The organism is Zavarzinella formosa DSM 19928 (genome assembly GCF_000255705.1).
In the GTDB taxonomy this organism is placed as follows: domain Bacteria; phylum Planctomycetota; class Planctomycetia; order Gemmatales; family Gemmataceae; genus Zavarzinella; species Zavarzinella formosa.
The window spans coordinates 298963-320488 of sequence record NZ_JH636448.1 but is presented as its reverse complement, the minus strand read 5'-3'; the positions used below and the strand labels follow the sequence as shown (position 1 = coordinate 320488).

Annotated in this window: 29 protein-coding genes; all 29 read right to left on the bottom strand. The window is 58.9% G+C overall.

Annotated features, from left to right (window positions below; genetic code table 11):
- Positions 1-373, bottom strand: a 373-nt coding sequence (locus BGIM_RS68080; protein WP_202947382.1) for a collagen-like triple helix repeat-containing protein, incomplete at its 3' end; no start/stop codon positions are given.
- A gap of 16 nt (positions 374-389) precedes the next feature.
- Positions 390-1346 (bottom strand): hypothetical protein, encoded by a 957-nt coding sequence (locus BGIM_RS0140215; protein ID WP_020475263.1) that lies wholly within the window; start codon positions 1344-1346, stop codon positions 390-392.
- Positions 1343-2290, bottom strand: a complete 948-nt coding sequence (locus BGIM_RS0140210; RefSeq protein WP_020475262.1) for a hypothetical protein — start codon at positions 2288-2290, stop codon at positions 1343-1345. Before BGIM_RS0140210 ends, BGIM_RS0140215 begins: the two co-directional genes overlap by 4 nt.
- A gap of 2 nt (positions 2291-2292) precedes the next feature.
- Positions 2293-4299 carry a tape measure protein gene (locus tag BGIM_RS0140205; RefSeq protein ID WP_020475261.1) on the bottom strand — a complete coding sequence of 669 codons (2007 nt, stop codon included), beginning with the start codon at positions 4297-4299 and terminating at the stop codon, positions 2293-2295.
- A gap of 3 nt (positions 4300-4302) precedes the next feature.
- The gene (locus BGIM_RS55025; RefSeq protein WP_449355847.1) at positions 4303-4566 is read right to left on the bottom strand and encodes a phage tail assembly protein T; all 264 of its coding nucleotides are present in this window, start codon (positions 4564-4566) and stop codon (positions 4303-4305) included.
- A gap of 8 nt (positions 4567-4574) precedes the next feature.
- Positions 4575-5009, bottom strand: coding sequence for a hypothetical protein (locus tag BGIM_RS0140195; RefSeq protein ID WP_020475259.1), 435 nt, complete (start codon positions 5007-5009; stop codon positions 4575-4577).
- Between the two features lie 52 nt (positions 5010-5061).
- Positions 5062-5514 carry a hypothetical protein gene (locus tag BGIM_RS0140190; protein WP_020475258.1) on the bottom strand — a complete coding sequence of 151 codons (453 nt, stop codon included), beginning with the start codon at positions 5512-5514 and terminating at the stop codon, positions 5062-5064.
- Positions 5515-5528: 14 nt separating this feature from the next.
- Complete coding sequence (locus BGIM_RS0140185) at positions 5529-5975, bottom strand: hypothetical protein (RefSeq protein WP_020475257.1); 447 nt, start codon at positions 5973-5975, stop codon at positions 5529-5531.
- A gap of 1 nt (position 5976) precedes the next feature.
- The gene (locus BGIM_RS0140180) at positions 5977-6546 is read right to left on the bottom strand and encodes an HK97-gp10 family putative phage morphogenesis protein (RefSeq protein WP_020475256.1); all 570 of its coding nucleotides are present in this window, start codon (positions 6544-6546) and stop codon (positions 5977-5979) included.
- A gap of 1 nt (position 6547) precedes the next feature.
- Positions 6548-6895: a phage head completion protein gene (locus BGIM_RS0140175; RefSeq protein WP_020475255.1), complete on the bottom strand. Its 348-nt coding sequence runs from the start codon at positions 6893-6895 to the stop codon at positions 6548-6550.
- A 105-nt stretch (positions 6896-7000) separates the two neighbouring features.
- Entirely contained in the window at positions 7001-7573 is a 573-nt protein-coding gene (locus tag BGIM_RS0140170) for a head-tail connector protein (RefSeq protein ID WP_020475254.1), read from the bottom strand.
- A gap of 37 nt (positions 7574-7610) precedes the next feature.
- Positions 7611-8048, bottom strand: coding sequence for a hypothetical protein (locus BGIM_RS0140165; protein ID WP_020475253.1), 438 nt, complete (start codon positions 8046-8048; stop codon positions 7611-7613).
- A 73-nt stretch (positions 8049-8121) separates the two neighbouring features.
- Positions 8122-9429 carry a phage major capsid protein gene (locus tag BGIM_RS0140160; protein ID WP_157369794.1) on the bottom strand — a complete coding sequence of 436 codons (1308 nt, stop codon included), beginning with the start codon at positions 9427-9429 and terminating at the stop codon, positions 8122-8124.
- Positions 9430-9482: 53 nt separating this feature from the next.
- Positions 9483-10463, bottom strand: coding sequence for a S49 family peptidase (locus BGIM_RS55020; RefSeq protein ID WP_020475251.1), 981 nt, complete (start codon positions 10461-10463; stop codon positions 9483-9485).
- Positions 10460-12079, bottom strand: coding sequence for a phage portal protein (locus tag BGIM_RS55015; RefSeq protein WP_020475250.1), 1620 nt, complete (start codon positions 12077-12079; stop codon positions 10460-10462). The genes BGIM_RS55020 and BGIM_RS55015 overlap by 4 nt, the downstream gene beginning before the upstream one ends.
- Positions 12076-13788, bottom strand: a complete 1713-nt coding sequence (locus BGIM_RS55010; protein ID WP_020475249.1) for a terminase large subunit — start codon at positions 13786-13788, stop codon at positions 12076-12078. Before BGIM_RS55010 ends, BGIM_RS55015 begins: the two co-directional genes overlap by 4 nt.
- Positions 13781-14269, bottom strand: coding sequence for a phage terminase small subunit P27 family (locus tag BGIM_RS0140140; protein WP_020475248.1), 489 nt, complete (start codon positions 14267-14269; stop codon positions 13781-13783). The genes BGIM_RS55010 and BGIM_RS0140140 overlap by 8 nt, the downstream gene beginning before the upstream one ends.
- Positions 14248-14520: a hypothetical protein gene (locus BGIM_RS0140135; protein WP_020475247.1), complete on the bottom strand. Its 273-nt coding sequence runs from the start codon at positions 14518-14520 to the stop codon at positions 14248-14250. Before BGIM_RS0140135 ends, BGIM_RS0140140 begins: the two co-directional genes overlap by 22 nt.
- Positions 14521-14529: 9 nt before the next feature.
- The gene (locus BGIM_RS0140130; RefSeq protein WP_020475246.1) at positions 14530-14757 is read right to left on the bottom strand and encodes a hypothetical protein; all 228 of its coding nucleotides are present in this window, start codon (positions 14755-14757) and stop codon (positions 14530-14532) included.
- Positions 14758-15448: 691 nt separating this feature from the next.
- On the bottom strand, positions 15449-15631 hold the full coding sequence (locus BGIM_RS0140110; RefSeq protein WP_020475242.1) for a hypothetical protein: 183 nt from the start codon (positions 15629-15631) through the stop codon (positions 15449-15451).
- Positions 15628-15933, bottom strand: coding sequence for an HNH endonuclease (locus tag BGIM_RS55005; protein WP_020475241.1), 306 nt, complete (start codon positions 15931-15933; stop codon positions 15628-15630). The genes BGIM_RS0140110 and BGIM_RS55005 overlap by 4 nt, the downstream gene beginning before the upstream one ends.
- 31 nt (positions 15934-15964) lie before the next feature.
- Entirely contained in the window at positions 15965-16501 is a 537-nt protein-coding gene (locus BGIM_RS0140100) for an RNA polymerase sigma factor (RefSeq protein WP_020475240.1), read from the bottom strand.
- 149 nt (positions 16502-16650) lie between these two features.
- Positions 16651-17271 (bottom strand): TIGR02996 domain-containing protein, encoded by a 621-nt coding sequence (locus tag BGIM_RS55000; RefSeq protein WP_157369793.1) that lies wholly within the window; start codon positions 17269-17271, stop codon positions 16651-16653.
- A gap of 199 nt (positions 17272-17470) precedes the next feature.
- Positions 17471-17818 carry a MazG nucleotide pyrophosphohydrolase domain-containing protein gene (locus tag BGIM_RS59140; protein ID WP_052640205.1) on the bottom strand — a complete coding sequence of 116 codons (348 nt, stop codon included), beginning with the start codon at positions 17816-17818 and terminating at the stop codon, positions 17471-17473.
- Positions 17815-18147: a hypothetical protein gene (locus BGIM_RS64055; protein ID WP_020475237.1), complete on the bottom strand. Its 333-nt coding sequence runs from the start codon at positions 18145-18147 to the stop codon at positions 17815-17817. The genes BGIM_RS59140 and BGIM_RS64055 overlap by 4 nt, the downstream gene beginning before the upstream one ends.
- A gap of 187 nt (positions 18148-18334) precedes the next feature.
- Positions 18335-19519, bottom strand: a complete 1185-nt coding sequence (locus BGIM_RS0140080; protein ID WP_020475236.1) for a DNA cytosine methyltransferase — start codon at positions 19517-19519, stop codon at positions 18335-18337.
- Positions 19516-19797: a hypothetical protein gene (locus BGIM_RS0140075; protein ID WP_020475235.1), complete on the bottom strand. Its 282-nt coding sequence runs from the start codon at positions 19795-19797 to the stop codon at positions 19516-19518. Before BGIM_RS0140075 ends, BGIM_RS0140080 begins: the two co-directional genes overlap by 4 nt.
- The gene (locus BGIM_RS0140070; RefSeq protein WP_157369792.1) at positions 19794-20915 is read right to left on the bottom strand and encodes a hypothetical protein; all 1122 of its coding nucleotides are present in this window, start codon (positions 20913-20915) and stop codon (positions 19794-19796) included. Before BGIM_RS0140070 ends, BGIM_RS0140075 begins: the two co-directional genes overlap by 4 nt.
- A gap of 60 nt (positions 20916-20975) precedes the next feature.
- A complete protein-coding gene (locus BGIM_RS0140065) occupies positions 20976-21455 on the bottom strand; it encodes a P-loop NTPase family protein (RefSeq protein ID WP_162136338.1) in 480 nt (159 codons plus the stop codon).
- Positions 21456-21526: the final 71 nt, after the last annotated feature.

Genomic DNA, 21526 nt, shown 5'->3' with positions numbered 1-21526 from the left:
AGGCGGTTGCCCCGCTGTACGCGCCTCGCCAGTTCATGGGCGAGCCATTGGCCCCGGCCGGACCTGTCGGACCCGTCGCGCCTGTGGCTCCGGTTGGACCTGTCGGACCCGTGGCCCCCGTCGCTCCGGTCGGGCCGGTCGGCCCCGTCGCACCCGGCCCGTTTTGCACCCACACGGCCGCGCCCGTCGCATTGTCCGTGCAGACAAACGAGATATTGCTGGTCGTGTTCACCCACTGCGAAGTCTGTGCATAGCCCTTGGAATCGTCGTCCGTCACGGTCGGGTCGACCGTGGCCCCGAGATTGTTTTTGGCGAACTCAAACGTACCGCCACCCGCGCCGGAAAGAACCATTGTCAACGTGCGTGCAGACATGCGAATTCCTTAATGATTAGCGAGTTGTCGAACCGAAAGTGATCGTGTTGCCACCGGCGATGTCCACGTAGGAAATCACCATGTCCCCGCCGATGTAAATACCGTGGACGAAATTCAATCCGCGAGTCTGGTTGACACCGGATGCCGGGTCGAATCCAATCGAGCTATCACCGGCGAAGGTCAGGATTCCATACTTGACCGAATAGGTTCGAGCGTGGCAGTTTTGAGCGAGCGAGATGTTGTCCGTGCTAATCAGCGAATTGCCGGAAGCTCCGTAAACGGCCGTGAATATTGACTGGTAGCCACCGCCGGTCCCGCCATTCGTCAGGAAGTTCCAGCCGTATCTCGACCCGTCCGTGTATGCCTTGGCTTGGGCATTTGCCCCGACGCCGGAAAGAATGCTGGTAAAAGCTCCGGTCTGCAACTCGCCGCTGTTGGGCACGCCGGCCGTCTTGCCGGTCACCCAGATCGCCCCCGACGAATTGGCAAATAATGCCCCGTCGCTCCGGTCATAGATTCCCACCCACAACGAATCGACACCCTTTGATCCGTTGCCCAAGTGCTGACCCAGAAGATTGATCTTGCCCTTCACATCGTGGGCTGTGTCGGGGATCAGGGGCAGCGGGTGAACAACCGTGTAAACCGACTCCAACGCATCGCCGCGAAAACCGGAGAAGCGGGCGAAATATTGCTCGCCTGACTTCAGCGGGGTTGCGGCCACGTCGTTCAGGTAGACGGTTTCGGGACGGCCATCGTCGTTGGCCCATGCTCCTGTTGATTCGTCGAATATCTGGTATTTTGCGGGGTAGCCGTATGTTCCGATGGTCGACGATGCGACGGCCAGGAGGACAAGTTCCGGCTCTTGCGGGAACACACCATCGCCGCCGTTGCCCATGCGCCCGCCCTCGAATGCGGACAGCATCCGCATGAGGCGGTCATAGGTGGACTGAGATAGGGCGATGCCGGTTTTCACGCGGGGTATCCGAGGCCAAGGTATGCGAAATCAGCCTTGTAATGCTTGCGGTACGTCTTGTAGGTTGGGTTCCCATTGGGAGCCAACAAGAAGCCCGATGCGTCCAGCAATTGCGGCTTGCTCGGCTTGTAGCCGTTGAGGATGATCGGTACTTTCTTGATTCCCGCAATTCCACCGAGAACCAGCTTGTTGAATCCGGCGTTGATGATTTGCCAGTCCCACCCGTCCGGATCATGCCTCACAACAATCGTCACCGTCCACGATTTCCCGTCGGAACCGCCGGGCCATTCGGCCGTGATGTTTGCCTTCAAAGTTCCGGCCGCGTAAGTCTTGTTGCCGATCTTGTGGGCCGCGACATTGATGCAGTTATTCAGACTGTCCAGCCAATCGTAATCCATCTTGGACGACGTGCGGACAGCCGTGAACATCAGGTATTCATCCTCCCGCGTGGGAGGCGTTTCATAAAAGTCGTAGGCAGCGTTTAGAAACGCGTTGCCAAGGATGTCAGCCTGGGGGGCGCTCGTCTTGGTCCAATAGTTAATCGAGAACTTTTGCGGCGTCTCCGGATCGGGTGGCGGGCTGTCTCCGGTCGCTCCGTCGGCCCCTGCCGGTGATGGTGACGGCGATGGGTTGGCGTTGGCCGTGAGGACGCCGTATTCAACCGTCACATCCCAAGCGGAGCCGTTGGAATCCGATGTTACTTTGCCTGATTTCTTCAGCACATAAATGAACGAGTTTTCCGGGTGGTTTTCGCCATACCCCGGAATCGCCGTGACGATGCTCGTTTCGCACGTGGCGTTTCTGGCCGCGTCCACTGACTGGTTGAAGCCCTCGAAGAACACGCGAAAACTTCGTGTGCGTGTGTCGCCCGTCTGGATGTCGAGCGTGCCCTCGACCCCGTCGGCGGTTTCGATGATGTCAATGACTGTCGGCGTGTCGGCCATGATTATTTGACCTCGATCAATCCGGCCTTGCTGGCGTACTCGACAAACCGCTTCATCAGGTCGCGTTGTTGCGTCTGAATTTCCTTCGCGTCCGCAAGCCCCTGAGCCATTCGCTCAAGGGCGCTTTGTTGCTGGTCGGTTTTGTTTTGGTTGATAATGCTCGCAGCTTCGGAGCTTCCCTTTAATGCGGAGGCGGCCAGTTTGCTCCCTTCGGCAACGTCTTTCATTAGCGGCTCAAAGAGCTTTCCTTGGGCGAAGTCGAACAGCTTTTGCTCCTTGTCTCGGCCGAAGCCGAAGAACTGCCCGGTGACGCCTTCCTTGTTGAAGCCTCCAAGTTTGCGAATATCTCGCAACTCGCTCATTTCGCGGCCGATCTTGATGAAGGGGTCCATCTCCTCTGTGAGCGTGCGAACATGCTTCACCTGGTCGGCGGTCAGCTTTTTGGACTCGATATTGAGTTGGTTGATGCTGGTTTTCAGCTCCGCGGCAACAACACTGAGCCCGCCGAAGCCCATCGCAAGAGCTTCTGTCTTGCTCTTGATCAAATCGCCGCCGGCTGCAACGGACATGCCAAGCCCGCCCATCACAAACCCAAGCTGGTCATAGCCTCCAGCCTTCATGTCAGGCTTGAAAGTGGTGCTAATTTCCTTGGCCACGTCCGAGAGGTCAAATGCCTTCCGTGTTTCGACACTGCCCGAAATGCCCGTGATGAATTGATTCGCAAGACGATCAACAATCGTCTTGAACTCTTTCATCCTCACTGTCATTGCGCCCGAAAATCTCGCTTCTCGTGCGGCCTTTTCGGCTTCAATTTCTTCTGGCGATTTGCCCTTGTACTCCGCGTACAGATTTTTGCCGTCCCGTATTATCGCCGTTCCGTTCGGGGCGATTAAATGCATGGGGTTCAGGAGCTTGGCGGCGGCGCCGCCAACTCTGGCCATACTGGCGATGCTCATGAACTGATCCTTCAGTTCTCTCGCGTCCTCCACTATCGCGGCCATCCACACGACCGCACTTTGAAGTCCGTTGACGAGCTCCACCCCCAATGCCTTCGCCCCATCCTTGACGTCGGAGAACCACGGACGAAACCAATCAAGGTCGGCCTTCGCCGAACCGGCGAAGACGCTGAACTTTTCGATCAGTGGCTTGAGGTCAAACTCCTCAATCAAAATCTGGCCGAACTTCGCCCCAAGTTGCTGCCAATTATCCTTGAGGGTTGACATCATTCCTGAGAATGTTTTGCTGCGTTCGTCCATCATTCCGAAAAACCTGCCACCGCTGGACGTGATGCCAAGCAACGCCGCCTGCAGCTCAGGAAAGCCGATCTTGCCCTCTTCAACCAATCCCTTAACCGCCGATTCGCTCACATTCAACGATGACGCAAACGCCGAAATGAGGGGGATGCCCCGCCCCGTGAACTGACGCAGATCGTCCCCGTACAAACGGCCCTGCGTGCGGACTTGGTTGTAGAGGTAAACAATCTCATTGAGCGGCTGATTAACCCCGGCCGCAACATCGCCAAGCATCGTCAGCGTGGGAACGATTTGGGTGTCTTTCACATCGGCCGAAAGCAGCATTCCTCCCGACTTGACAAGCTCTTGTGTGGTGAGGGGCGTCCGGGCCGCAAGGTCCGTGATGTCGGCCATCAGGGATTTGGCCTTGCCCATGTCTCCGAGCATCACCTTGAACGTCGTTTGCGAGTCTTCGAGCTCGGCCGCGAGGCTGATTGATTGCGTCACGATTTCCGCGACGCCACCAATCCCGGCGATGCCCCCGAGCAGACCGCCAACCATCGTCAGCGGCGAAAGAGCTGCCTTGGAAATCATTCCAGAAACACCGTCAAACGCCGATCCAATGCCCGACTTGAGGCCGCTTGCAAGAGAAGAAACACCCTTGCCCGCCGCGCTCTTTTGGAACTTGTTCAGGAGCCCTTCCGACTCCTTCAGTGAGGCCGAAAGCCCCCCGGTGGTGCCGACAATTTGCACGGCGAGTGAGGCGATATTTGCCACGGATCAGCTTCCCTTTTTCTTCTTGTTGCGTGCAAGCGAAACAGCCATCGCCTTGCCGGTCTGCCGGATACGCTCAGCAAGATTCTTCTTCCGATTGCCCATGAAGTCCGGCATAAAGTCGGCCGTCTTGGAAGTCGATTGCCCCTTGCCCCGGTAAGCGTTGGCAAACAGACTCGCCAGTGTGGCAAACCCAAGATCCATGCGTTCCGGCCCGCGTGGGTTGAGCTTTTCGGCCACGATCAACTTTGTGAATTCGTGGCTCGAAATCTGCGTCTTCAGCTCGCCGACGGTGCGGGCGTATCGGTAGGAGAGTTCGACCCAGAAACGCTCTTCGGGGTCGTCACGGAGTTTTTTTCGATGTCCTCCGTGGCCTTGCGTCCGAAACCATTGATGGCCAAAACTCGCTCGGCGAGACGGAAGAGGAGCGTGCCGTCTTTCGCCTCGATTGCCTTGATGTCGGCATCCGTGAAAAGGGGGACTCCTGCATCGTCCACGACGCCGACGATCACGGCGATGGCTTGCGTGTCAGCCTCGCTTTTCGTGGACGAAAGCTTCTTGCCCAGGTCCGTCCGTCCGTTTCCGTCGAGATGTTTGATGAAGACGACCGGGTCTTCGGCGTCGCCATCGATCCGAAGCTCTGGCACGGCGAACGGCTCAGGCTTTGGGATCTCGGCGTTCAGATAATCAGCTCGCGTCAGCGTGCGTGGCATGGTCAAAACTCGCTTGGTTTGTGGGATCAGTCAGCAATCAAAAGCCCGCGAATCACGGGGCATATTCGACGAAATTCAACTCGCTGCATTCGATGGTCACATCGACGGTCATCCCGCCGCCGTCGGCCGGCGCGTCACGCTTCAGGGACTTGATGAAGCCATAAGCGTATTGCAAGTCAAAGTGGGTTTCGTCGTCAGGCAACGGCAGTTTGACGAGCCACCATCGTCTTTCCCTGCCTTCCTTCCACGCCTTCAAATTGGCGAAAACGCCGCCGTTCATGTGAACCTTATATGTGAGCATTCCAAGCTCTGTCACGGACGGTCGGGATCGTTTTCGCACGCCGGTCTGGTTCAAGTGCGTGGCCGGGATGGAACCCGTGTCGCCTTCATCGGTGTTCTCGTCAATGATCTGCCCGACGCTCACAAAGGTGTTGTCGGCCGGTTGTGTGTCAGCGTCGGGAGCAGAAAGAATATCGAGGCCAAGGCTGCTTGTTGCGTGGTCCATATATCAACTCCCGCTTATGTGTTGAACTTAATCCGAAGGTCAAAAGACGCCGTGTACCGCTGGTCGTTCTCGGCCGTCGCCGGTTGCTCGGCTTCGTCGCGAACCTCGCCGACGAAGGCATATTGCACGTAAGCAGCGTTGTCGCCCGTGCCCATCGTGCCGCGAAATCCGCCGATGCCGCCATCTTGTTTTCTCGCGGTCATCAGGCCGACAATCTGCCCGGCAATCTTGCTTGTCCGGGCTTCCACTGCGACTTGATAAACGGCCTCGCGTGATTTCAACTCGCCGCCGTTCAGGCTCTTGTTGCTCTCCGAAGAGTCGCAAGTGAGCGTCAGAAACGGGGCCGTGATGTTGATCGGGCCTGTCTCCGGAAAGGCTCGCGTGCCCATCAAAGCGGCAACGCCCGGAACCGCCAAAAGGTATTGCCGGATGGCCGCGTCCATCCGGTATCGTGCCGCCATGTCATCCCTTCGCAAGTGTCTTGATCGCCTCGTTCAAATAGCGGGCGATGATCTCCGGAATCGCACTCCGATTCCGTTCCAAAGCCGGCCTCAGAAAAGGTTGCGGTTTCGTTCCGGGGTGCATGGTCCCATGTTGGACCCGCTTGCGTTTCTTCGCCTTAAGCCTCGTCAATTCGGACCCGCCCCCGAGCGTGTGCGGTCTGGTGCCTTGCTCAACCAAATGGGCGTAAAACACGGGGTTTCTCCATTCCATTCGCGTTCCACGGCCAGTCTTCACCTTGACCTGTCGCCGAAACTTTGCGGGCTTGCCTCTGGCGTCTTTTCTCGGGCCGGTCATGCCGACGATCACCAGGCCGCCCTTGTACGATTTCACCTTCGAGCCGAGTGATTTTTTCAGTGTCTTGGTTTGTTCGCGTACTTTCGACCTTGCGTCCCGAAGGATCAATTTGTCGACTTCGGTGATTGCTTTTCGCATTGCCTTGCGGGCCAACTTTCGGTCAAGCTCGTAAAGCTTCCGGTAGATTTCCGGGACGCCGAGGGCCTTGAATCTGATGCCGATGTTGAAGGCCATATCAATCCCCCGGATCAGTCTCCGCATCAACCCGCGTGCATGTCAAAATCGTCTCGCGGTTCGCCCTGTCCTTGTTCACGCCGCCGATGCTGTATTCCTGCCCGTCATGGTCGCGAACCATGTCCGTGACCTTGACCGCGTGCATCTCGCCACGGAGCCTGATAATCACGTCAGCGTTTCCGCGCTCGGCGTTGCCGTCGGCTTGCTTGCTGGCTCCAACCTCTTGGATGTTCGCGTCCAGGCGTCGGCCCTCGGTGAACGCATAGCTCACCTGGCCTGTTTCCGGATCGGTGACTGGCGATGAGACCAAAAGCTTTACGGGCCGGTCGTAGTCGCTGACGTCGATCATGCTCGGCCCCAAATGCCTTGGCCTTCTCGGCGGCCAGTTTCAGCCCATTTGCCAACGCCTCTGACGATCCATGAAACTCGTCAACCATAGAGCCAACGCGAATCATCAGATATCCCCCCGCCACAGTTGCCGCAAAAGCATCACCGCCGCCGGGGGAAGTGACAGCGTGTCAGTCCCCGCCGACGTGTTCGTCGTCGCCTCGCCGCGAAGGGTAAAGCGGTTGGCCATCGTCAGCAGGAACGCACTCACGGCTTGCGGCGGCAGGTTGTCCGAAGCGCCCGCCGTGAACGTTATTTCCACCGCCTCGGGCCGGTTCCATTGCGTGCAAGGCCATGTGCAATTCGGGAGTAACCTGCCCGTTTGCAAGGCCGAATAATAAGCGGCCGGGTCGAGCGTCTGTTGAACGCCGTGAATGTCCCAATACGCCACTGAATCCACCGACACGACCGGTCGGCGTGAAATGGTGATGTGGTTGCAAGGAAACTCGTCCACGGTCTCGGCAAACGTCGCCACGCCCATCGGGATTCCGCATCCGGCCTCGATCTCCTCGGCCACGCGGAGCATCATCCCCGAAATCAAATCGTCGTCATCGTCCCACGTCACGCGAAGATGGGCCTTGACTGTTTCGAGGCTCACCGGCAGTTCGGTTGCGGGGACGGTTTTTCGCAGCGAATGCACGGCAAGCCCTCGAAGAGTCGCGGATCAAGGCAATCAATCAGCAGATGGCCGCCACGGTGGACAGGCTGTTGGTCTGCGTCACCGGCTCATCGCGGTTGCAGTAAACCGCCGCGACAACGCTTTCAACAACATGGTTGGCCACGGCCCGCGTGACGATCACACGGACGTATCGCTTCGTTGGCTTGATGATGTCAAGAATCATCAATTTGTTGTCCGTGCTCGTGCCGTCCGACGTCGCCGTGGCTGTCGTTGCCCCGGCGATGTCAACCATCGTTCCGGCCGCCGAATCCGTGTCGGATTGGGCTTTCATGACAACGGTGCCTGTGCTGGTTCCGTCGCCAAGAACCAGCACGAAACACACCCGTTCGGCCCCTTGCGTGTCGATGGTCAGGCCGGTCAGGGCGGTTGATCCCGCCGCCGCCCCGGCCAATGCCCGTTCAAAGCGGACGCAACTCGAAAGTTCGGTGTTATCCATCGGATAAATCCCTTGAATCAGTGGTCGGAAGAAGACCGGAACTCACGGCGAGCCCGGCGAATCGGCGTGAATCTCAGGATCGCTTGAGGCGGGCAAACGCCTCTTCAAACCGGGGGCAACCGTCCACCTTTCGGCGAACGATATAGGCCGTCTGGTTCTCCCGACGCATCAGGGATTCGTCCCGTTGAATGCCCATGTCGTTGCCGTCGATGATGTCGTAATTGCTCCAAGCCCCGATGGCGGCCTGATAGTCGCCCGTCTGCCACGCGCCGGCGTTGCTGCCGGTCGGGGCGTATTCGCTCATCGTGATCGGCGTGCCGAGGAGCAAATCCGGTTGCCCGTCGCGGAGGCTGATTAGCCAAAGCGGCTCGTTCTGCGTGCTTTTCAGATTCGCGCAGTCCATGAGGAACTGACGTGAGCCAACCCACCGCAAGGAAGGATCGCGAAGGTACGGCTCGCGGAGACTGTACTTGACCGACACCAAGGCCGCTTGATCGACCGCCGCCGTCGCTTTGTCGCGGGCCGTCGTGATGCCGTTGGCGTGCGGCGTGAAGGCACCGATGGGCTTGCCGATCCCGTCGCCCACGAAGAACGCCTGCTCTTCCAGGTCCCCGGCCCCGAAGCCGATCTCCATTACCACGAACTGGTCAACATCAACGATGGCCGACATGAGCAAGTCATTCGACACGTCGATCTCGCCCGTCATGTAGTGCGGGGTCATCGTGCGACGGCCGAACTTCAGGTTCGCGTCCTTCGCTGGCGGGGCGATCTCGGCTCCCCAGGCAAAGGACTTGATGCGGCCGTTCCGCTTGTTCCACGTGATCGAAGGCGCGGACGTCGGCGGCAGGACGTTGGCGAGTTTGCGAAACCAGAACGTGTTGTCGATGGTCTTCAAAACCTCGGCCAGCATTTCCGTCGGGGCGAGATAGCCGCCCTTCTCGGCCACGTCCGTTTGAAGGGCGGCCGAGAACTGATTCTGCCCGGTGAAGTCCGCAAGGTAGGCGTTGTAAGCCGCCTTGTATTCGTCGCCGCTTCGGCGGGCCTGCTCGGCGGTTTGCTTCATCCGGCGGCCGCGATAGACGATCCCCTCGCGTTGGCCGAACGGCTGCGACGGCGCGACCTGACGGCCGCGCGGCTCCTTCAAAGAAGCTTCTCCCGCCTCCAAAAGACTCTTGCGGGCAAGGTTCTTTTCGGATTCGGCCTTCAGGCTGGCGGCCTTTTCCTGAAGCTTGAACGCATCGTCCATGTGGGCGTCGAACTGCTTTTTCTCGTCGTCGCTCATCTCGCGGCCTTCGGATTCCGACCGGCCGAAAATGGCCCGGGCCTTCTCGATCTGGCCCTTGCGCTGAATGGCCAGGGCGTTCAATTCGGTCACGCTCATATCAAGCTCCAAGATTGTTTGAACCGCCGGAATGACCGGCATTGATTTCGGATTCAGTCGGTCACTTCGGCAAGCAGCAAACGGGCCTTCGCACTGAGACCGCCCGGCAGAAGGATTGCCCCCGCCGGAGCCGATCCTTCGTAGGCCCCCAACTTCTTCAGCACGGATTCCAGCGTTCCAACCCGGTCGGCCAGCCCGGCTTCGACGGCCCGGTCCGCAGTGATCGCCCGGCCTTCGCCATAGCCCGACCGAACCTTGTTTTCCGTCACGCCTCGGGCCTTGGCGACACCCTTCACGAACAGGTTGTAATAATCATCAACCGTCTGCTGAAGAGCCGCCCGGCCGTCGTCCGTGAGAGGCTGGTCGGGGTTGCCCTCGACCTTGTATTTGCCCGCGTGGATGTAGTTGACGGCCACGCCAGCCGCCGCGTTTTGCTGCGAGTAATCCTCATGCACGGCCAGCACGCCGATTGATCCGGTCAGGCTCGAAGGCGTGGCAACGATCTCATCTGCGTTGGATGCGAGCCAGTAAGCCGCGCTGGCCATCGTCGTGTTGCTGACGGCCACGGTCTTCTTTTGACCCTTCATCGCAAGCAGTTTGCTCGCAGTCTCGGGAACGCCTGCCACCGAGCCGCCCGGCGAATCCACATCCCACACAATCGCCTTGACCGACCCATCGTTGACGAGCTCTTCGTGAGCCATTGCGAATTGCTCAGCCGAGCAACCGCCCGAAAAACTCGTGAAGAAAGATGCCCGTTGCGTAATCGTCCCTTGCATCGGGAGGATTGCGACCTTGCCCACCTGCTGAACGGTCATCCCGCCCGCCGTGCGGAGTTTTGCCCCGACCACGGAAGCCCGGATGATCTCGTTGTTCTCGCGGGCGTCCTCAAAACTGATTTGCTCCTCGGCCGACAAGGCAAGGCCGGCCCGCCGTCGCTCGAATGCGGCGACAATCTGCCGCAACTTGTCGAGCGTGATGGCGTGCGGCTGGCCGTAAAGCGTTTGGGCCAGATTGAGCAAAGCGAAGTCTTTCACGCGATCATCCTCCGGGCGTCTTCGATCAACTGGCGTTTGCCTTCCGACCACTGCAAGGCGAGCCGTTCGGCCGCGAAGGGAAGCTCTTTCGGCGTGACAGAATCGGCCAGATGGTTCAACTCTTCCCGCCGCCCAGCGATCCACTTCGCCGCGAACGAATGGGCCGCCGTGAATTCCAGGCCGGCCGCGTTCACATCACCCATGATGCGAAACTTTCGGGTCGAACCATACCCGGCGTCGATCCATTCCGTGAACGTCTTCGGCTCGGCCGCGTTCGCCGTCAGTTCGCAGATTTCGAGGCTCACGGCCCGGTTGATCGCCACAACCAACGGATCAACTTCCGCTGATTGGTTGCCTTGCTTCGGGAGCGTTGGCGGGGCGGTCGGCTTCGGTGGCGTGTCGCCAGCGGGCATCATGTTCACCGGGACCAAATACTGATCGCCGTTCGGAATCGGCGACTCGTTTTCCTTCCGGCGAATGTCATTCACCGACAGGAAGCCCCATTGCCGGCCCATGCCGTAGGCCGTGTAGCGGGCAATTGTGTCGCCCTTCAGCAAGGCTTCGGTGCAATGCTCGGAGAACATGCCCGGCCGTCCCGCCAAAACCTTCCGATCAAACTCCTGCGTGATCTTCGTGAGCCAGTACAGGAGCGTGTGAGTCACAAAATCGATGCCCTGAGACTCGATGTTGCTGAACGTCGCCCGGCTCAAATCACGAAGCATGTGCGGGGGGACGTTGAACCAACGGGCAATCTCGACAACCTGAAACGCCCGCGTTTCGAGGAACTGAGCATCGTCCGGCGAAATGCTCAGCGGAACATATTTCATCCCGCCGTAGAGAACCATCCGCTTGCCGAAATTCTTGACGCCGCCGTGTTCTTCCTTGGTCGTTTGCTTCGCATTGAACTTCTGCCAGTCCTGCAAGCTGCCGGGGAATTCCAAGATGCCGCCGGGTCGCATGCCATCGGCGAAGAAATTCGACCCGGCCTGCTCGGCCGTCGCCGCCATCCCGAGGGAACGCGCCGCCATCTTGACCGGCGAATAGCCAAGCAAGCCGTCGAAGCCGAGGCCGGGCAGAAAGAAAACATCCTCGGCGGGCATCGGCACGCGTTGCCCGGTCTCATCCAAAGCCTCGAACATCATGACACCGTTCGCATCACGCTTCGGACGGATGCGAGTGGGCGGGATCGGCCAGAGGGCAATCGGGTCGCCGGCGCCGTTTCGCTCGATCTCCGCGTACCCGTTCCCGTTGGTCAAAGCTGATGCGATGATCGTTTCCCAAAACGTGATGGCGCTCATTTCCGAGTTCGGATTCATCGCCAGATTCACGCCGGGGGTTCGCTCGTCCGCGTCTGATTTTGCCCCGCCTTGACCCTTCATGAACACGTGCAGCGGGAGGACGCCGATACTCCCGGAGATCACCCGGACCGCTGCCCACACCGCCGAAAGAGTCAGGGCTGTTTGCTCGGTGACGACAACTTTGCCATCTTGCTGCTGGCCCGCCTGCCCGCCGCCGAAGAAACTCCCGGCGTACTTGTTGGAAAGCACGTGGTAGAGGCGTCCGGCGGCAATCGGAATTGCCATCAACGCCCCGCCGATGTTTCCAAAAAGGCTCATGAATCACCCCAGAGCATTGACGCCAGTTCTTCGTCCATTTCGAGCATCCCGGCCGTCGTCGGGGCTTCATGATTCTTCAGCAAGGCCACGCCCAAACCACTGCACATCGCCGCGAATCCGTCGATCTTTTCGCCGCTTCGCCGCTTGCTCGGCTTCACGTTGCCGGCCGCGTCCGTCTCAATGCAGACATTCCCGGCTTCCCAATCCAAAACCTTGTCGCCTTGATGGGCAAGTTCACCGGATGCGATCTGCCGGGAAAGCTCTTTCGTGGGAGCGTTCATGCTCAGATAGCCTTGCCCCCACGGAATGCACTCGATCCCCTCGTCTTGAAGCTCCTGAATCACCGGCAACGCAAACATCCGGTCGTAGGCAAGCGCCACAATCTGAAACACCAAGGCGTCGGCAATCACCCGCAACTTGATGGCCGCGTAATCAACGCAGTTGCCTTCCGTCAGAATCAGAAGCCCTTCGGCCGCCCATTGGTCATAAGGAACGCGATCCTTTTCGCTCCGCTGCCTGACGACATCCTTCGGCAGAAAATGCCGGACGATGTATCTCCACCTGAGATCAGCGCCCGTTGGCGGGAAAATCAGCCCGAGGGCCGTCAAATCAAGCGTCTGCGAAAGGTCGAGAGCCGCAAAACACTTCCGGCCTCGCAACTCGGCCTCGTCAATAGGGTCTCGGCACTTGGCCCATTGTTCCTCGTCGATCCACCGCTCGGCCGAATCGGTCGGGATGTTGAGCCGAAGCCTCTTGAAGGCATTCACGGCGCCGGGCGTTTGCTTTGCCTGTTCGCACCGTTTCGCGAGCTCCTCAATCCGCACCGTGACGCCAAGGTTTGGATTTGCCTTGATGTAGTTGGCAAGATCCGTCCAGTCGTCTCCCTCGTCCAGCGTGTAAATCAGGGCCAAAAGCTCGTCATCATCAAGCTTCTTCGAGAGCATCATCAGGCATCGCTCTCGCCGCTCCCACCAAATCGAGAACTTGTTATGCCCGGCGGTCGTGATGGAGAGGCCGAGAGGCTGCGATCGCGCTCCGGTTGCCGTCTCCAGCACGTCCCAAAAGTCCCGGCCCTTCCATTGGTGAAGCTCGTCGCGGGAGATCCCCGACGGATTCAGGCCGTCTTGCGTCTTCGCATCAGCCCCGAGAGGAATGGCCTTCGACCCGCTCGCCGCGTGGACAAGGCTTCCCGCATAAACCTTCACCCGGCCGACAAGAATCGGGGATTTCGCCGCCATCTTCGCCGCGGCGTCAAAGGCAATTTCAGCCTGCTCTTTTTTCGTCGCCGCGAAGTAGACTTCGCCGCCCTGCTCGCCATCAACAACAAGCAGATAAAGCGAATTTCCCGCCGCAACCTCCGTCTTGCCATTCTTCCGGGCTACTTCCAAATGGACCTCACGGAACCGCCGCAGGCCGTCTTCCCTTTTCCACCCGTAAGCGCAGCCGAGGACGAACTTTTGCCACGGCTCAAGCTTGAACGGCTTGCCTGCCCACTTCCCCTTGGCCAGCCTGAGCAAGGCGAAGAACCGAAAGACTGCCGTCGCCGCACGTTCATCGAACCACAGCCCGCGTTCATGGGCGTTTTCGAGGTCGTCAAGGTGCCTTTGGCATGCCAGTTTGACCCATTTCCCCGCGACAATCTTGCCCTCAACAACGTCCCTCGCATATTGGGTCGTCGGATGGCTCGGATCGTAGTCGGGCTTATTCATTCAGGAGCTTCAACAGGTCGTCTTCTTCGGATTGATCAACCGACGCCTCAAGCCGCATCCGCATCCGGGCGACTGGCGTCAGGCCGTATTGCATCGCGAGAACCATCCATCGCCGTGTTGCGTCCGAGAGCATCAAGGCCGCCGGATGCCGTTGAACCTTCTCGCCGAGAACTTCGCCCTTCGCGTTTTGGATCGGCTGACGAAGCATCCAGCCGTCTTTGCCGAGGATCGCCCGTGCCTCTTGGATCTCGCCCCACGCCCGGCACATCTCCGACAGCCCCGCCCGGTCCACTTTGGCCAGCAATCCGGCCTCTTCCAACTCGGGAATCAGCCGGTTCCACTCGGCGACGGCCTCCCCGGTCAGGTCTTTCGGGGGCTTCGGCTTGCCGAGCGTCAGGGCTCCGCGTCGTGGTTGGGAGCGTTTGCCGGGGTTTCCGGCGGCTTCGTTGGCCTCTCGGCTCAGTGGGATCGGGCCTCGCATTGCTTCCTGTCACCGTGACCGGCCTCGTAGTCGGCAAGTTGTGCGTCGGTGAAACCCCGATGCGGAAACCATTGCTTGCCGTTGCTGTCAAGCCCGTTGGCCCAGAGAATCACTGCTTGGCTGTGGCTCCCTCTGACCACTCCCGACGCTTTCGGAATGTCGGTCTGCTCAACGGCCAGCGGCCAAAGCTCGCCGATTCTCGCCAACGCGACAACGGCCCGCTTTTTCTTGGCGCCACCGAATCCGAACATGATCGCCCCTCACTCGGCTACCCACCCCCGGAACACATGTCGGCCGCCGTCGCGTTCGTATCGCGTCATGCCGGGCCGGGGGAACAATTTTGGCTTCGCCCCGCCTTGACCCGGGGGCATTCGAGGCGTGTAAACCATGTCCGGGATGCGATGGCCATCAGTCCAGACCGAGCCACCATCGAACGGACCGCCCACGAATACGGTCGCCGTGGGGTCAAAATCGCTCGCCGGAGCCATCGGAGCCCCCTCCAAGTCGCTCGAAAACCTGCGTGACTTTTTGAAATGCGTAACCGTCGGTACTGAGGCCATAGCCCCAGAGATTCGACCCCCTATCCCACTGTGGCCCCTCAGAAGCCGCCAGCAAGGGTCAGAAGCCACGCAAAGACAACAGCAAGAGAGATGCAAAAGCCGATCTTGGCGGCCTTCTCAGGGTCAATCATCGCTTTGCCTTCTTTGCCTCATTGAGGCGGTCTCTGGCCCTGATCCTCTCATTGATCACTTTGGCCCTGATCTTTGCCTCGGCCTTGGTGTCGGGCATTCGCTCAATGGGCCAAGACGGGTCGCAAGGGTAGTCAGCCCAGAAGGCGAAGTTCATGCCCTCAAGGCTCGGATGGGGCGCGTCGTGGTGCATGTCCAATCACGCTTCAAACCGTATGGCTCGCCCCGCACCGCCCAGCCTCACATTGGCCCGGACAGCAATGAGCAGCCGGTCAAGTGCCTCGGTCGGCGTAGTCCCAATCCTCACAAAGACACCAACGCTCGGTACGTCTACGCTGGCCTGCAAGCCGTCAAGCCTGACCTCTTGGACTGGTCGGCCCGTCGTGGTTGCAATAGCCGCCCGCAGTTGCTCAGGGTTCATGGGTCAGTCCGAACTTGCAAAGATGACGACAAACAGGATCAGCCAAAGCTACCAATATTCGAGCATGGCTCAATTCATCCGAGTTGTGACGGCCAGCTTCCGACTGTTGTTGTTGATGGCATCGGTCAGCCTGAGCAACGCTTCACGCATCTTTCGATCCTCCTTGCGACTCCCGGCAAGGCCGAACACAATTGAGCAAACGGCCCCGCCGCAGCATCCCATGACGAACGCAAACCATTGATCGGCGGTCATGCCTTGCCCCTTCGCTTCCTCAGATCCTCGGCCGTCTTCTCGCCGTGACACTTCCGGCACAACGGCTGAAGGTTCTCCCGACTCAGCCGTTCGCCGCCGTCTTCAATGGGCTGGATGTGGTCAACCAGATCGGCCGCAACGTGACGGCCCCGGTTCATGCACATCCGGCAAAGCGGCTCGTCATCAATCACCGCCGCCCGCAGCTTTTCCCAATCCCGGTCATAGCCTCGCTTCTGGCGAGTCGGTCGGTTGTCCGGCCGGTGAAGCCGCGATCTGGGAAGAGGCTTCGGAGCGTATGGCATCACTGTTACCTCATCCCGGCGAGCCGTGGCCTCAGGCTCGCCGGGTCGCTTTGACCGGCTTGCCCGAAAGGATGCGCTTGAGCAAGCCTTTGCCGAGGTTAAGCCGTTCGTTTAATTCACGCATTGGAATCCCAAGCCTTTTGCACGCATCGGGCTTTGAGACCTCTTCGAGCATCACCAGCCGAATCACCCGGCGAAGATCCTTGGGTAGCTGCCTCACCGCTGTCCGAACCCGGTCGATTACGGCATCCCTCGAATCGGGAACGGTCCGTGAATCAGGCCGCGAGTTCAGTTGTCGGGGCAAGGGAGCCAGCCGCTTCGTCTTCCGCTCGGTGTCACGAATGTGGTTGTGAGCCACATTCAAGGCAACCGAAAAGGCAAACGTGAACGCTGTCCCCTTGTCTTCCGAATAACGCGGAGCCGCGAGCATCACCCTGATTCGGCAGTGTTGGGCCACGTCATGGGGATCAATTCCGCAGGGAATCGAAACCTTGGCGAGAGCCGCTTTCACCGGATCGGGGTGACCATTCAGACCTAGCAGGCGTTCGACGATTTCATTGCTCGTCATGGCTAAATGTTCTCCGTCGCTTGGCTTGGATTCGGGCGGGTAATATTTGGGGTTCGGCCCATGCGAAAGCATGACCGACGCATGAAGTGCAAACGAAAAAACCCGGCAAAAATGCCGGGTCGTGTGGGGACGCAATAACGGATCAACGATTAAGCATTTGAGACTGTCAGAGGGGGCAACCCGGCGAGATGACGGCCGTAAGCAACAAGTGCGTCGGAAATATCGGCCTCCAGCTCATGACGCTTAAAATTGGCAATGCCCCCGTTGACGAACTCGCACGACTTCGAGAGTAGAACCCACACATCAGAGGGGAGCGAGTGGGACGGATGGCTGATTCTGGCATCTGCTGAATTTTGATCGATAACCCCCACGATGGGATAGGGGCCATTCGAATACTCCAAAGGCCGAAAATCCGTCAGGCGAACCCAGAGAATCGGATGCTCCGAAAACCAAATTTTGGCGTGATGAAAAAACGCTTTCGCCGTGGTCGTCAATCCTTCGACAAATCCCCGATTCTCCCGAAGCTCCACATTGTGCTTTTCGACCATCGGAGAGCCAAAAAGATCATGATCCAGCCTGATCGGCAAAATCATGTGCAACGTGCTGCCGCTCACGAATCCCGAGATCTGGCTCCTGATATTTTCAGCCCTTGCGTCATCCCCAGACTCTTGAATCTTGTCCGCAAGAACCAGCCTCGGCGCCGTGTCATGCGGCGACGTTAGGACCGTTTCAAGCATGGCACGGTATTCGGGATCACTACGGTAGTTCACTTGTCGCCTTTCGCAAATTCCCCGCCGGAACAATCACTTTATGGCCGTCCACGCTGATAAGGTGATTTCTCGGCCTGCTATTTCCCGGAACCAAAACAACCGCAAGCCGTCCGTGTAGCGGCATGCGGTTTCGAGACTTCGGCCCATACCAGACTTGGACGGTTTGGCCGGGCTTCGGGCTGGAGATCATCATTCTCCCTCAGCATTCAATGGGGCATCCGATCCTTCTTGATGTCGCGTTGAACTTGTCGCGAACGGCTTGCTCCAAGCTGATTCCTTGCGACTGTGCAAGCAGGTCAAGATAAATGAACACGTCCGCAAGCTCATCCTTCAAGTTGGCGCGCAATTCTTCTTCGGGCTGCGTGTTGCCCGGAATTCCATCCCGAACTCTGTTCAGTTTCTTGGCGATGTTGGCCGCTTCGCCAAGTTCGCCAGTCGTGGCCGTGATCCAGTCCGAAAGCGACCATGAATTCAGCGGATGCGAGAAGCCAGACGCATCCTCGCATCGCATCCGGTTGGTGATCGAAAATCCTTCAAAAGTCATCATGATTTCGCCCTCATCGTCAACGCCCGGTAAATTAGCCACTTGATCCGTTCGCTTTGAGCATCCTTCGGCACACACCGAAGTACGCACCATCCACGCAAGGCCGCCTCATTGTATTTCAGCATGTCGGCCACAAACCCCGATCCGTTGGTGTGACGACCGCCGATGAACGCGCCGCCCTCAATTTCGAGGGCAACCATCTTTTCCGGCCAAGCCATGTCAAACGCCCATTCCCGAACGCCCTTGGTGAAGTTGTGCTCGGGCTCCGGGAGCGGAAGGCCCAACTCCCGGCAATGAAGCTTGACATGCTCAAGGGGCGTCAGTTTTAGCATTGCTATTCTTCGCTCGCTTTCTCTCCAAAATGGGTGACAGGCTCAATGCCAATTCAAGCAATGCCCCTTGAAGCTTCTTGATTTCGGCCCGAGTATATTCGCCTGACTCGTAAATCTCGGAAGACGTAGCGGCATCCCAAAGCATCGTCCGTGCCGATTGGCAGACAATCTCTCGCTTGCTGCTTGGTCATGACTGCCCCTTCAGCCCTTTCGCTTCGAGGAACGACCTGATGAAGACCGCAGCGAGAGGCGGCACGATTGCATTGCCGTAGCCCCGCAAGAGTCCCACACGGCCGGAAACCCCATGAGCCAGCGGGAAAGAGCCGGATTCAACACGCCGCGTTTTTCCGTCTCGACAGGAGATGAGGTCGAAGGCATCCCAGAAGCCGCCGCCGTATCTTCCAACCGACAATTCCCCGGATCGTTCGCTCTCTCGGCATTCCCATGCCCGCCGTTGGTCCCGACTCTCGGAGTGGGCCATCCCGATAGATGGCATTGTTCGTGCAAGTTCACCGGCTCCCCGCCTGTCATCACTTTTCGCGTCGTCTGGCCCGAGGCGAGCAAATCCAGCCGCTTCGGGGACGGTATCATCCCGTTCATGCAGGTTGGCGTTGCCCACCCCGCTAGCTGAGCCTGGCGCGGAAGCTGGTCCAACCTCGTCCGCGTCGAACCGTCCGGGTTGATGCCTGTCGTGGCCATCCCCGGTGAGTCCTTCCAGTCTCGACTGGAAGGACTCACCCATCCCGCTAATTGGGCCGCATCCTGCAAATTCAATTGCTTCTTTGCGCCGCTCGGCCGAGTCTTCGCCAACGGATCGGCCGATGTCCCGTGGTGATTGTGATCCGGCGTCGGCCACTCGGCAGGCAACCCAATAGAGCCTTTGCCGGATGTGCGGCGAGCCGACGCCCGCAGCGCACAAATCGGAACCCCCAAATTCATATCCCAATGTTTCCAAGTCAGATCGTACTCCGGCGAGCCACATCCTTCCAAGTTTGCTCGCAACCTGCTCTCCAAACACGATTGGAGGGAGGCATTCGGCAATGAGACGTCGGAACTCTGGCCAGACGTGGCGCTCGTCCGCTTCGCCCTTTTGCTTCCCGGCCGCACTGAATGGCTGACAGGGGCAACTTCCGGTCCACACGGGAAGAGACTCGGGCCAGCCGGCGAGTCGCAAAGCAAGGGGCCAGCCGGCGAGTCCCGCGAAGAAATGGCACTGCCGATAGCCAGCAAGGTCGCATCCCTTGACTTCCCTGATGTCTCGCTCATCGACTTCCCCCTTCGGCAAGTGGCCGCCCTTGATTAGCTCTCTCATCCATTCCGCTGCGCCGGCGTCGAACTCGTTCAGGTAATGGCCGCGTTTAGTGGCGGTCATTCAGTGCCGCCTTTCTTCGCATACCTTTCCTGAAGAATCCGGCCAATATCGGCGAGAACATCGTTCGCTTTTTGCTGATCGCAAAACATGAACGAGCCAAAGCGGCCGCCTTCCTTCTCCTCAAGAACGAGTTTGGCCCCTTCAGCTTCGAGCCGCTTGATAATCGCCTGAAGCCCGGCTTCGTCAGTTTTCAAAAGCCTTGCCGCCGACGTCGGATGCCCGATCAAATCGACGGCAACTATGGTCCGCATCTTTCGCGGATCGCGGGCGATGTTCATTTCGCACCCGCTTTCTTTGTGTTCCTTTCAGCAAAGAATTGCATAGCCGCCTCACTGATTTCGTCGGCCGCCTTCTCCCCAATGCCCTTGATGTCGGTCAGAAGATGGACGTATCCCGACTGCGTCTTCTCTTGGTAAGCCGTCAGCTCGCCCAACGTCGTGATGGGCGAAATCGGCCCCCGATCCTTGTGGATCGGACTTTCGAGCTTCTTCAGCAATCCCGGCTTGAGGCTCAGCGACGAGAGCGGCACCTTTTTCCAAGTCTCGTCTTCCGGCTCTTTTGGCATCAAGCCATGCTCATCGCTTGATGTTTTGGGCGTGGTGGCAGGCTTCCACTCGCTCGGGGGCAAGTCCGTGTCGGGCGAATCCGTCAGCCCCTCGGACGCGTGCGGATCGGCGGGCTTGGCGTGAAAAAGCTCGCCCTGCTGAGGCTTGCCGAAGTTCTCGCGGCGCCACCGAATCAACTGTCGAAGCTCCCTTTCCTTGTCTTCAAGGTTTTCTTTGGCCTTCTTTGCGGCGTCCTTTGCCTCCTCATATTCCGACTCGGCCTCCGAGACGACCTCTTCCATGTCGCTGACAACGCGGGCCGTCTCAACATGCCAGTGATCAATGATGCTGTGCTCTCGCCAATTCATAGATGGAATCTCGGGCGTGCCGATCTTCGTTTCGCCCGTGTCGAGGTTGATCGTTCCCGTCGCCACCAGATCGCCCGATTTGTCGAAGGCTTGCACGTCGGCAACCGGGTCAAGCGTTCCCGCCTCCCGTGCCGCCTGGACAATCTCCGGGAAGTCGGCGGGCGTCACTACGCCGGTTGCCGCATTGACCGTGATTTCGATTGTCGCCTCCATTTCGGTCATCGCCTCACCCACAGACTTGGTTGCGGTCGCACCCGGCGGCATCACACCAGAACCGCCGCATAAAGCGCAATCCCCGCCCTTGCCATTGCAGACCGCACAATCTAACAACGGATGCCCGGTCTCCAAAACAGCCCCTTCCACGCTCGTCGCTCCCGCAATGGGTTCTGGTTCGGTTTGCGTCAGGATCGCGCCTCCTTGGGCCAATTCCGGCGATTCATTGGTCGGTTGCGTCGTCTTATCTTTCTTGCTTCGCCTGCTCATATCGGATTGCCCTTGTTTTTGGGTCGTTAAATTCGGATCAATCAATACTGATTCGTTCGCCTATCGCGTTCGCCGCCGGGATTCGCCCGGCATCTCGACGATCACGCCGCACGTCAGTCGGTCCGAAACGCGATCACTCGCCGAATTCGCGTCTACGACGCGAGACAATTCCGGCAAGCCGTTGCCATCGGACCACGGCGAAAGGTTCGCCGTCGCAATCAGGGGGCGCCTTCCTCGTGAGTCGAGGATGCCCTTTAGTTCGGCCTCATGATCTTCGCCAAAAGACCGGCCCGTTTTCGACACTTCGCAAATGTCGTCGATCACGATCAGCGGAAGCGTCTGAAGACGTTTCGACACGCTCGCCCGTGTCACCGAAGCCGTGTCAGACGAAAATCGCCATTCGACCCGCCCCGAGTCGATTCGCTTGAGGATTCGCGGAAGCCTCGCGTAATCCACGAATCCGAGCATCAGAGCCGCAACGTCCGGATCGTTAAACGCCTCGGATTCCCGACGAATGTGGGCGTTTGCAAGATCCAGCATCACAAGCCCGACGGTAGTTTTCCCCGTCCCGGTGGCCTGAGACCAAAGGTAAAACGGCCAAGGCTGAACGC

Excerpts from the sequence above, each read along its gene's own strand:
- BGIM_RS0140175 (WP_020475255.1), bottom strand. The coding sequence starts at position 6,895 with ATGATCGACGTCAGCGACTACGACCGGCCCGTAAAGCTTTTGGTCTCA.
- BGIM_RS0140185 (WP_020475257.1), bottom strand. The coding sequence starts at position 5,975 with ATGGCGGCACGATACCGGATGGACGCGGCCATCCGGCAATACCTTTTG.
- BGIM_RS0140210 (WP_020475262.1), bottom strand. The coding sequence starts at position 2,290 with ATGGCCGACACGCCGACAGTCATTGACATCATCGAAACCGCCGACGGG.
- BGIM_RS0140130 (WP_020475246.1), bottom strand. The coding sequence starts at position 14,757 with ATGGCTCCGGCGAGCGATTTTGACCCCACGGCGACCGTATTCGTGGGC.
- BGIM_RS0140195 (WP_020475259.1), bottom strand. The coding sequence starts at position 5,009 with ATGCCACGCACGCTGACGCGAGCTGATTATCTGAACGCCGAGATCCCA.
- BGIM_RS0140135 (WP_020475247.1), bottom strand. The coding sequence starts at position 14,520 with ATGTTCGGATTCGGTGGCGCCAAGAAAAAGCGGGCCGTTGTCGCGTTG.
- BGIM_RS0140110 (WP_020475242.1), bottom strand. The coding sequence starts at position 15,631 with ATGACCGCCGATCAATGGTTTGCGTTCGTCATGGGATGCTGCGGCGGG.
- BGIM_RS0140160 (WP_157369794.1), bottom strand. The coding sequence starts at position 9,429 with ATGAGCGTGACCGAATTGAACGCCCTGGCCATTCAGCGCAAGGGCCAG.
- BGIM_RS59140 (WP_052640205.1), bottom strand. The coding sequence starts at position 17,818 with ATGATGACTTTTGAAGGATTTTCGATCACCAACCGGATGCGATGCGAG.
- BGIM_RS0140065 (WP_162136338.1), bottom strand. The coding sequence starts at position 21,455 with ATGCTGGATCTTGCAAACGCCCACATTCGTCGGGAATCCGAGGCGTTT.
- BGIM_RS55015 (WP_020475250.1), bottom strand. The coding sequence starts at position 12,079 with ATGAGCCTTTTTGGAAACATCGGCGGGGCGTTGATGGCAATTCCGATT.
- BGIM_RS0140080 (WP_020475236.1), bottom strand. The coding sequence starts at position 19,519 with ATGACCGCCACTAAACGCGGCCATTACCTGAACGAGTTCGACGCCGGC.
- BGIM_RS0140165 (WP_020475253.1), bottom strand. The coding sequence starts at position 8,048 with ATGGATAACACCGAACTTTCGAGTTGCGTCCGCTTTGAACGGGCATTG.
- BGIM_RS55005 (WP_020475241.1), bottom strand. The coding sequence starts at position 15,933 with ATGCCATACGCTCCGAAGCCTCTTCCCAGATCGCGGCTTCACCGGCCG.
- BGIM_RS55010 (WP_020475249.1), bottom strand. The coding sequence starts at position 13,788 with ATGAATAAGCCCGACTACGATCCGAGCCATCCGACGACCCAATATGCG.
- BGIM_RS0140190 (WP_020475258.1), bottom strand. The coding sequence starts at position 5,514 with ATGGACCACGCAACAAGCAGCCTTGGCCTCGATATTCTTTCTGCTCCC.
- BGIM_RS0140075 (WP_020475235.1), bottom strand. The coding sequence starts at position 19,797 with ATGAACATCGCCCGCGATCCGCGAAAGATGCGGACCATAGTTGCCGTC.
- BGIM_RS0140100 (WP_020475240.1), bottom strand. The coding sequence starts at position 16,501 with ATGACGAGCAATGAAATCGTCGAACGCCTGCTAGGTCTGAATGGTCAC.
- BGIM_RS0140180 (WP_020475256.1), bottom strand. The coding sequence starts at position 6,546 with ATGGCCTTCAACATCGGCATCAGATTCAAGGCCCTCGGCGTCCCGGAA.
- BGIM_RS64055 (WP_020475237.1), bottom strand. The coding sequence starts at position 18,147 with ATGCTAAAACTGACGCCCCTTGAGCATGTCAAGCTTCATTGCCGGGAG.
- BGIM_RS0140140 (WP_020475248.1), bottom strand. The coding sequence starts at position 14,269 with ATGCGAGGCCCGATCCCACTGAGCCGAGAGGCCAACGAAGCCGCCGGA.
- BGIM_RS0140070 (WP_157369792.1), bottom strand. The coding sequence starts at position 20,915 with ATGAGCAGGCGAAGCAAGAAAGATAAGACGACGCAACCGACCAATGAA.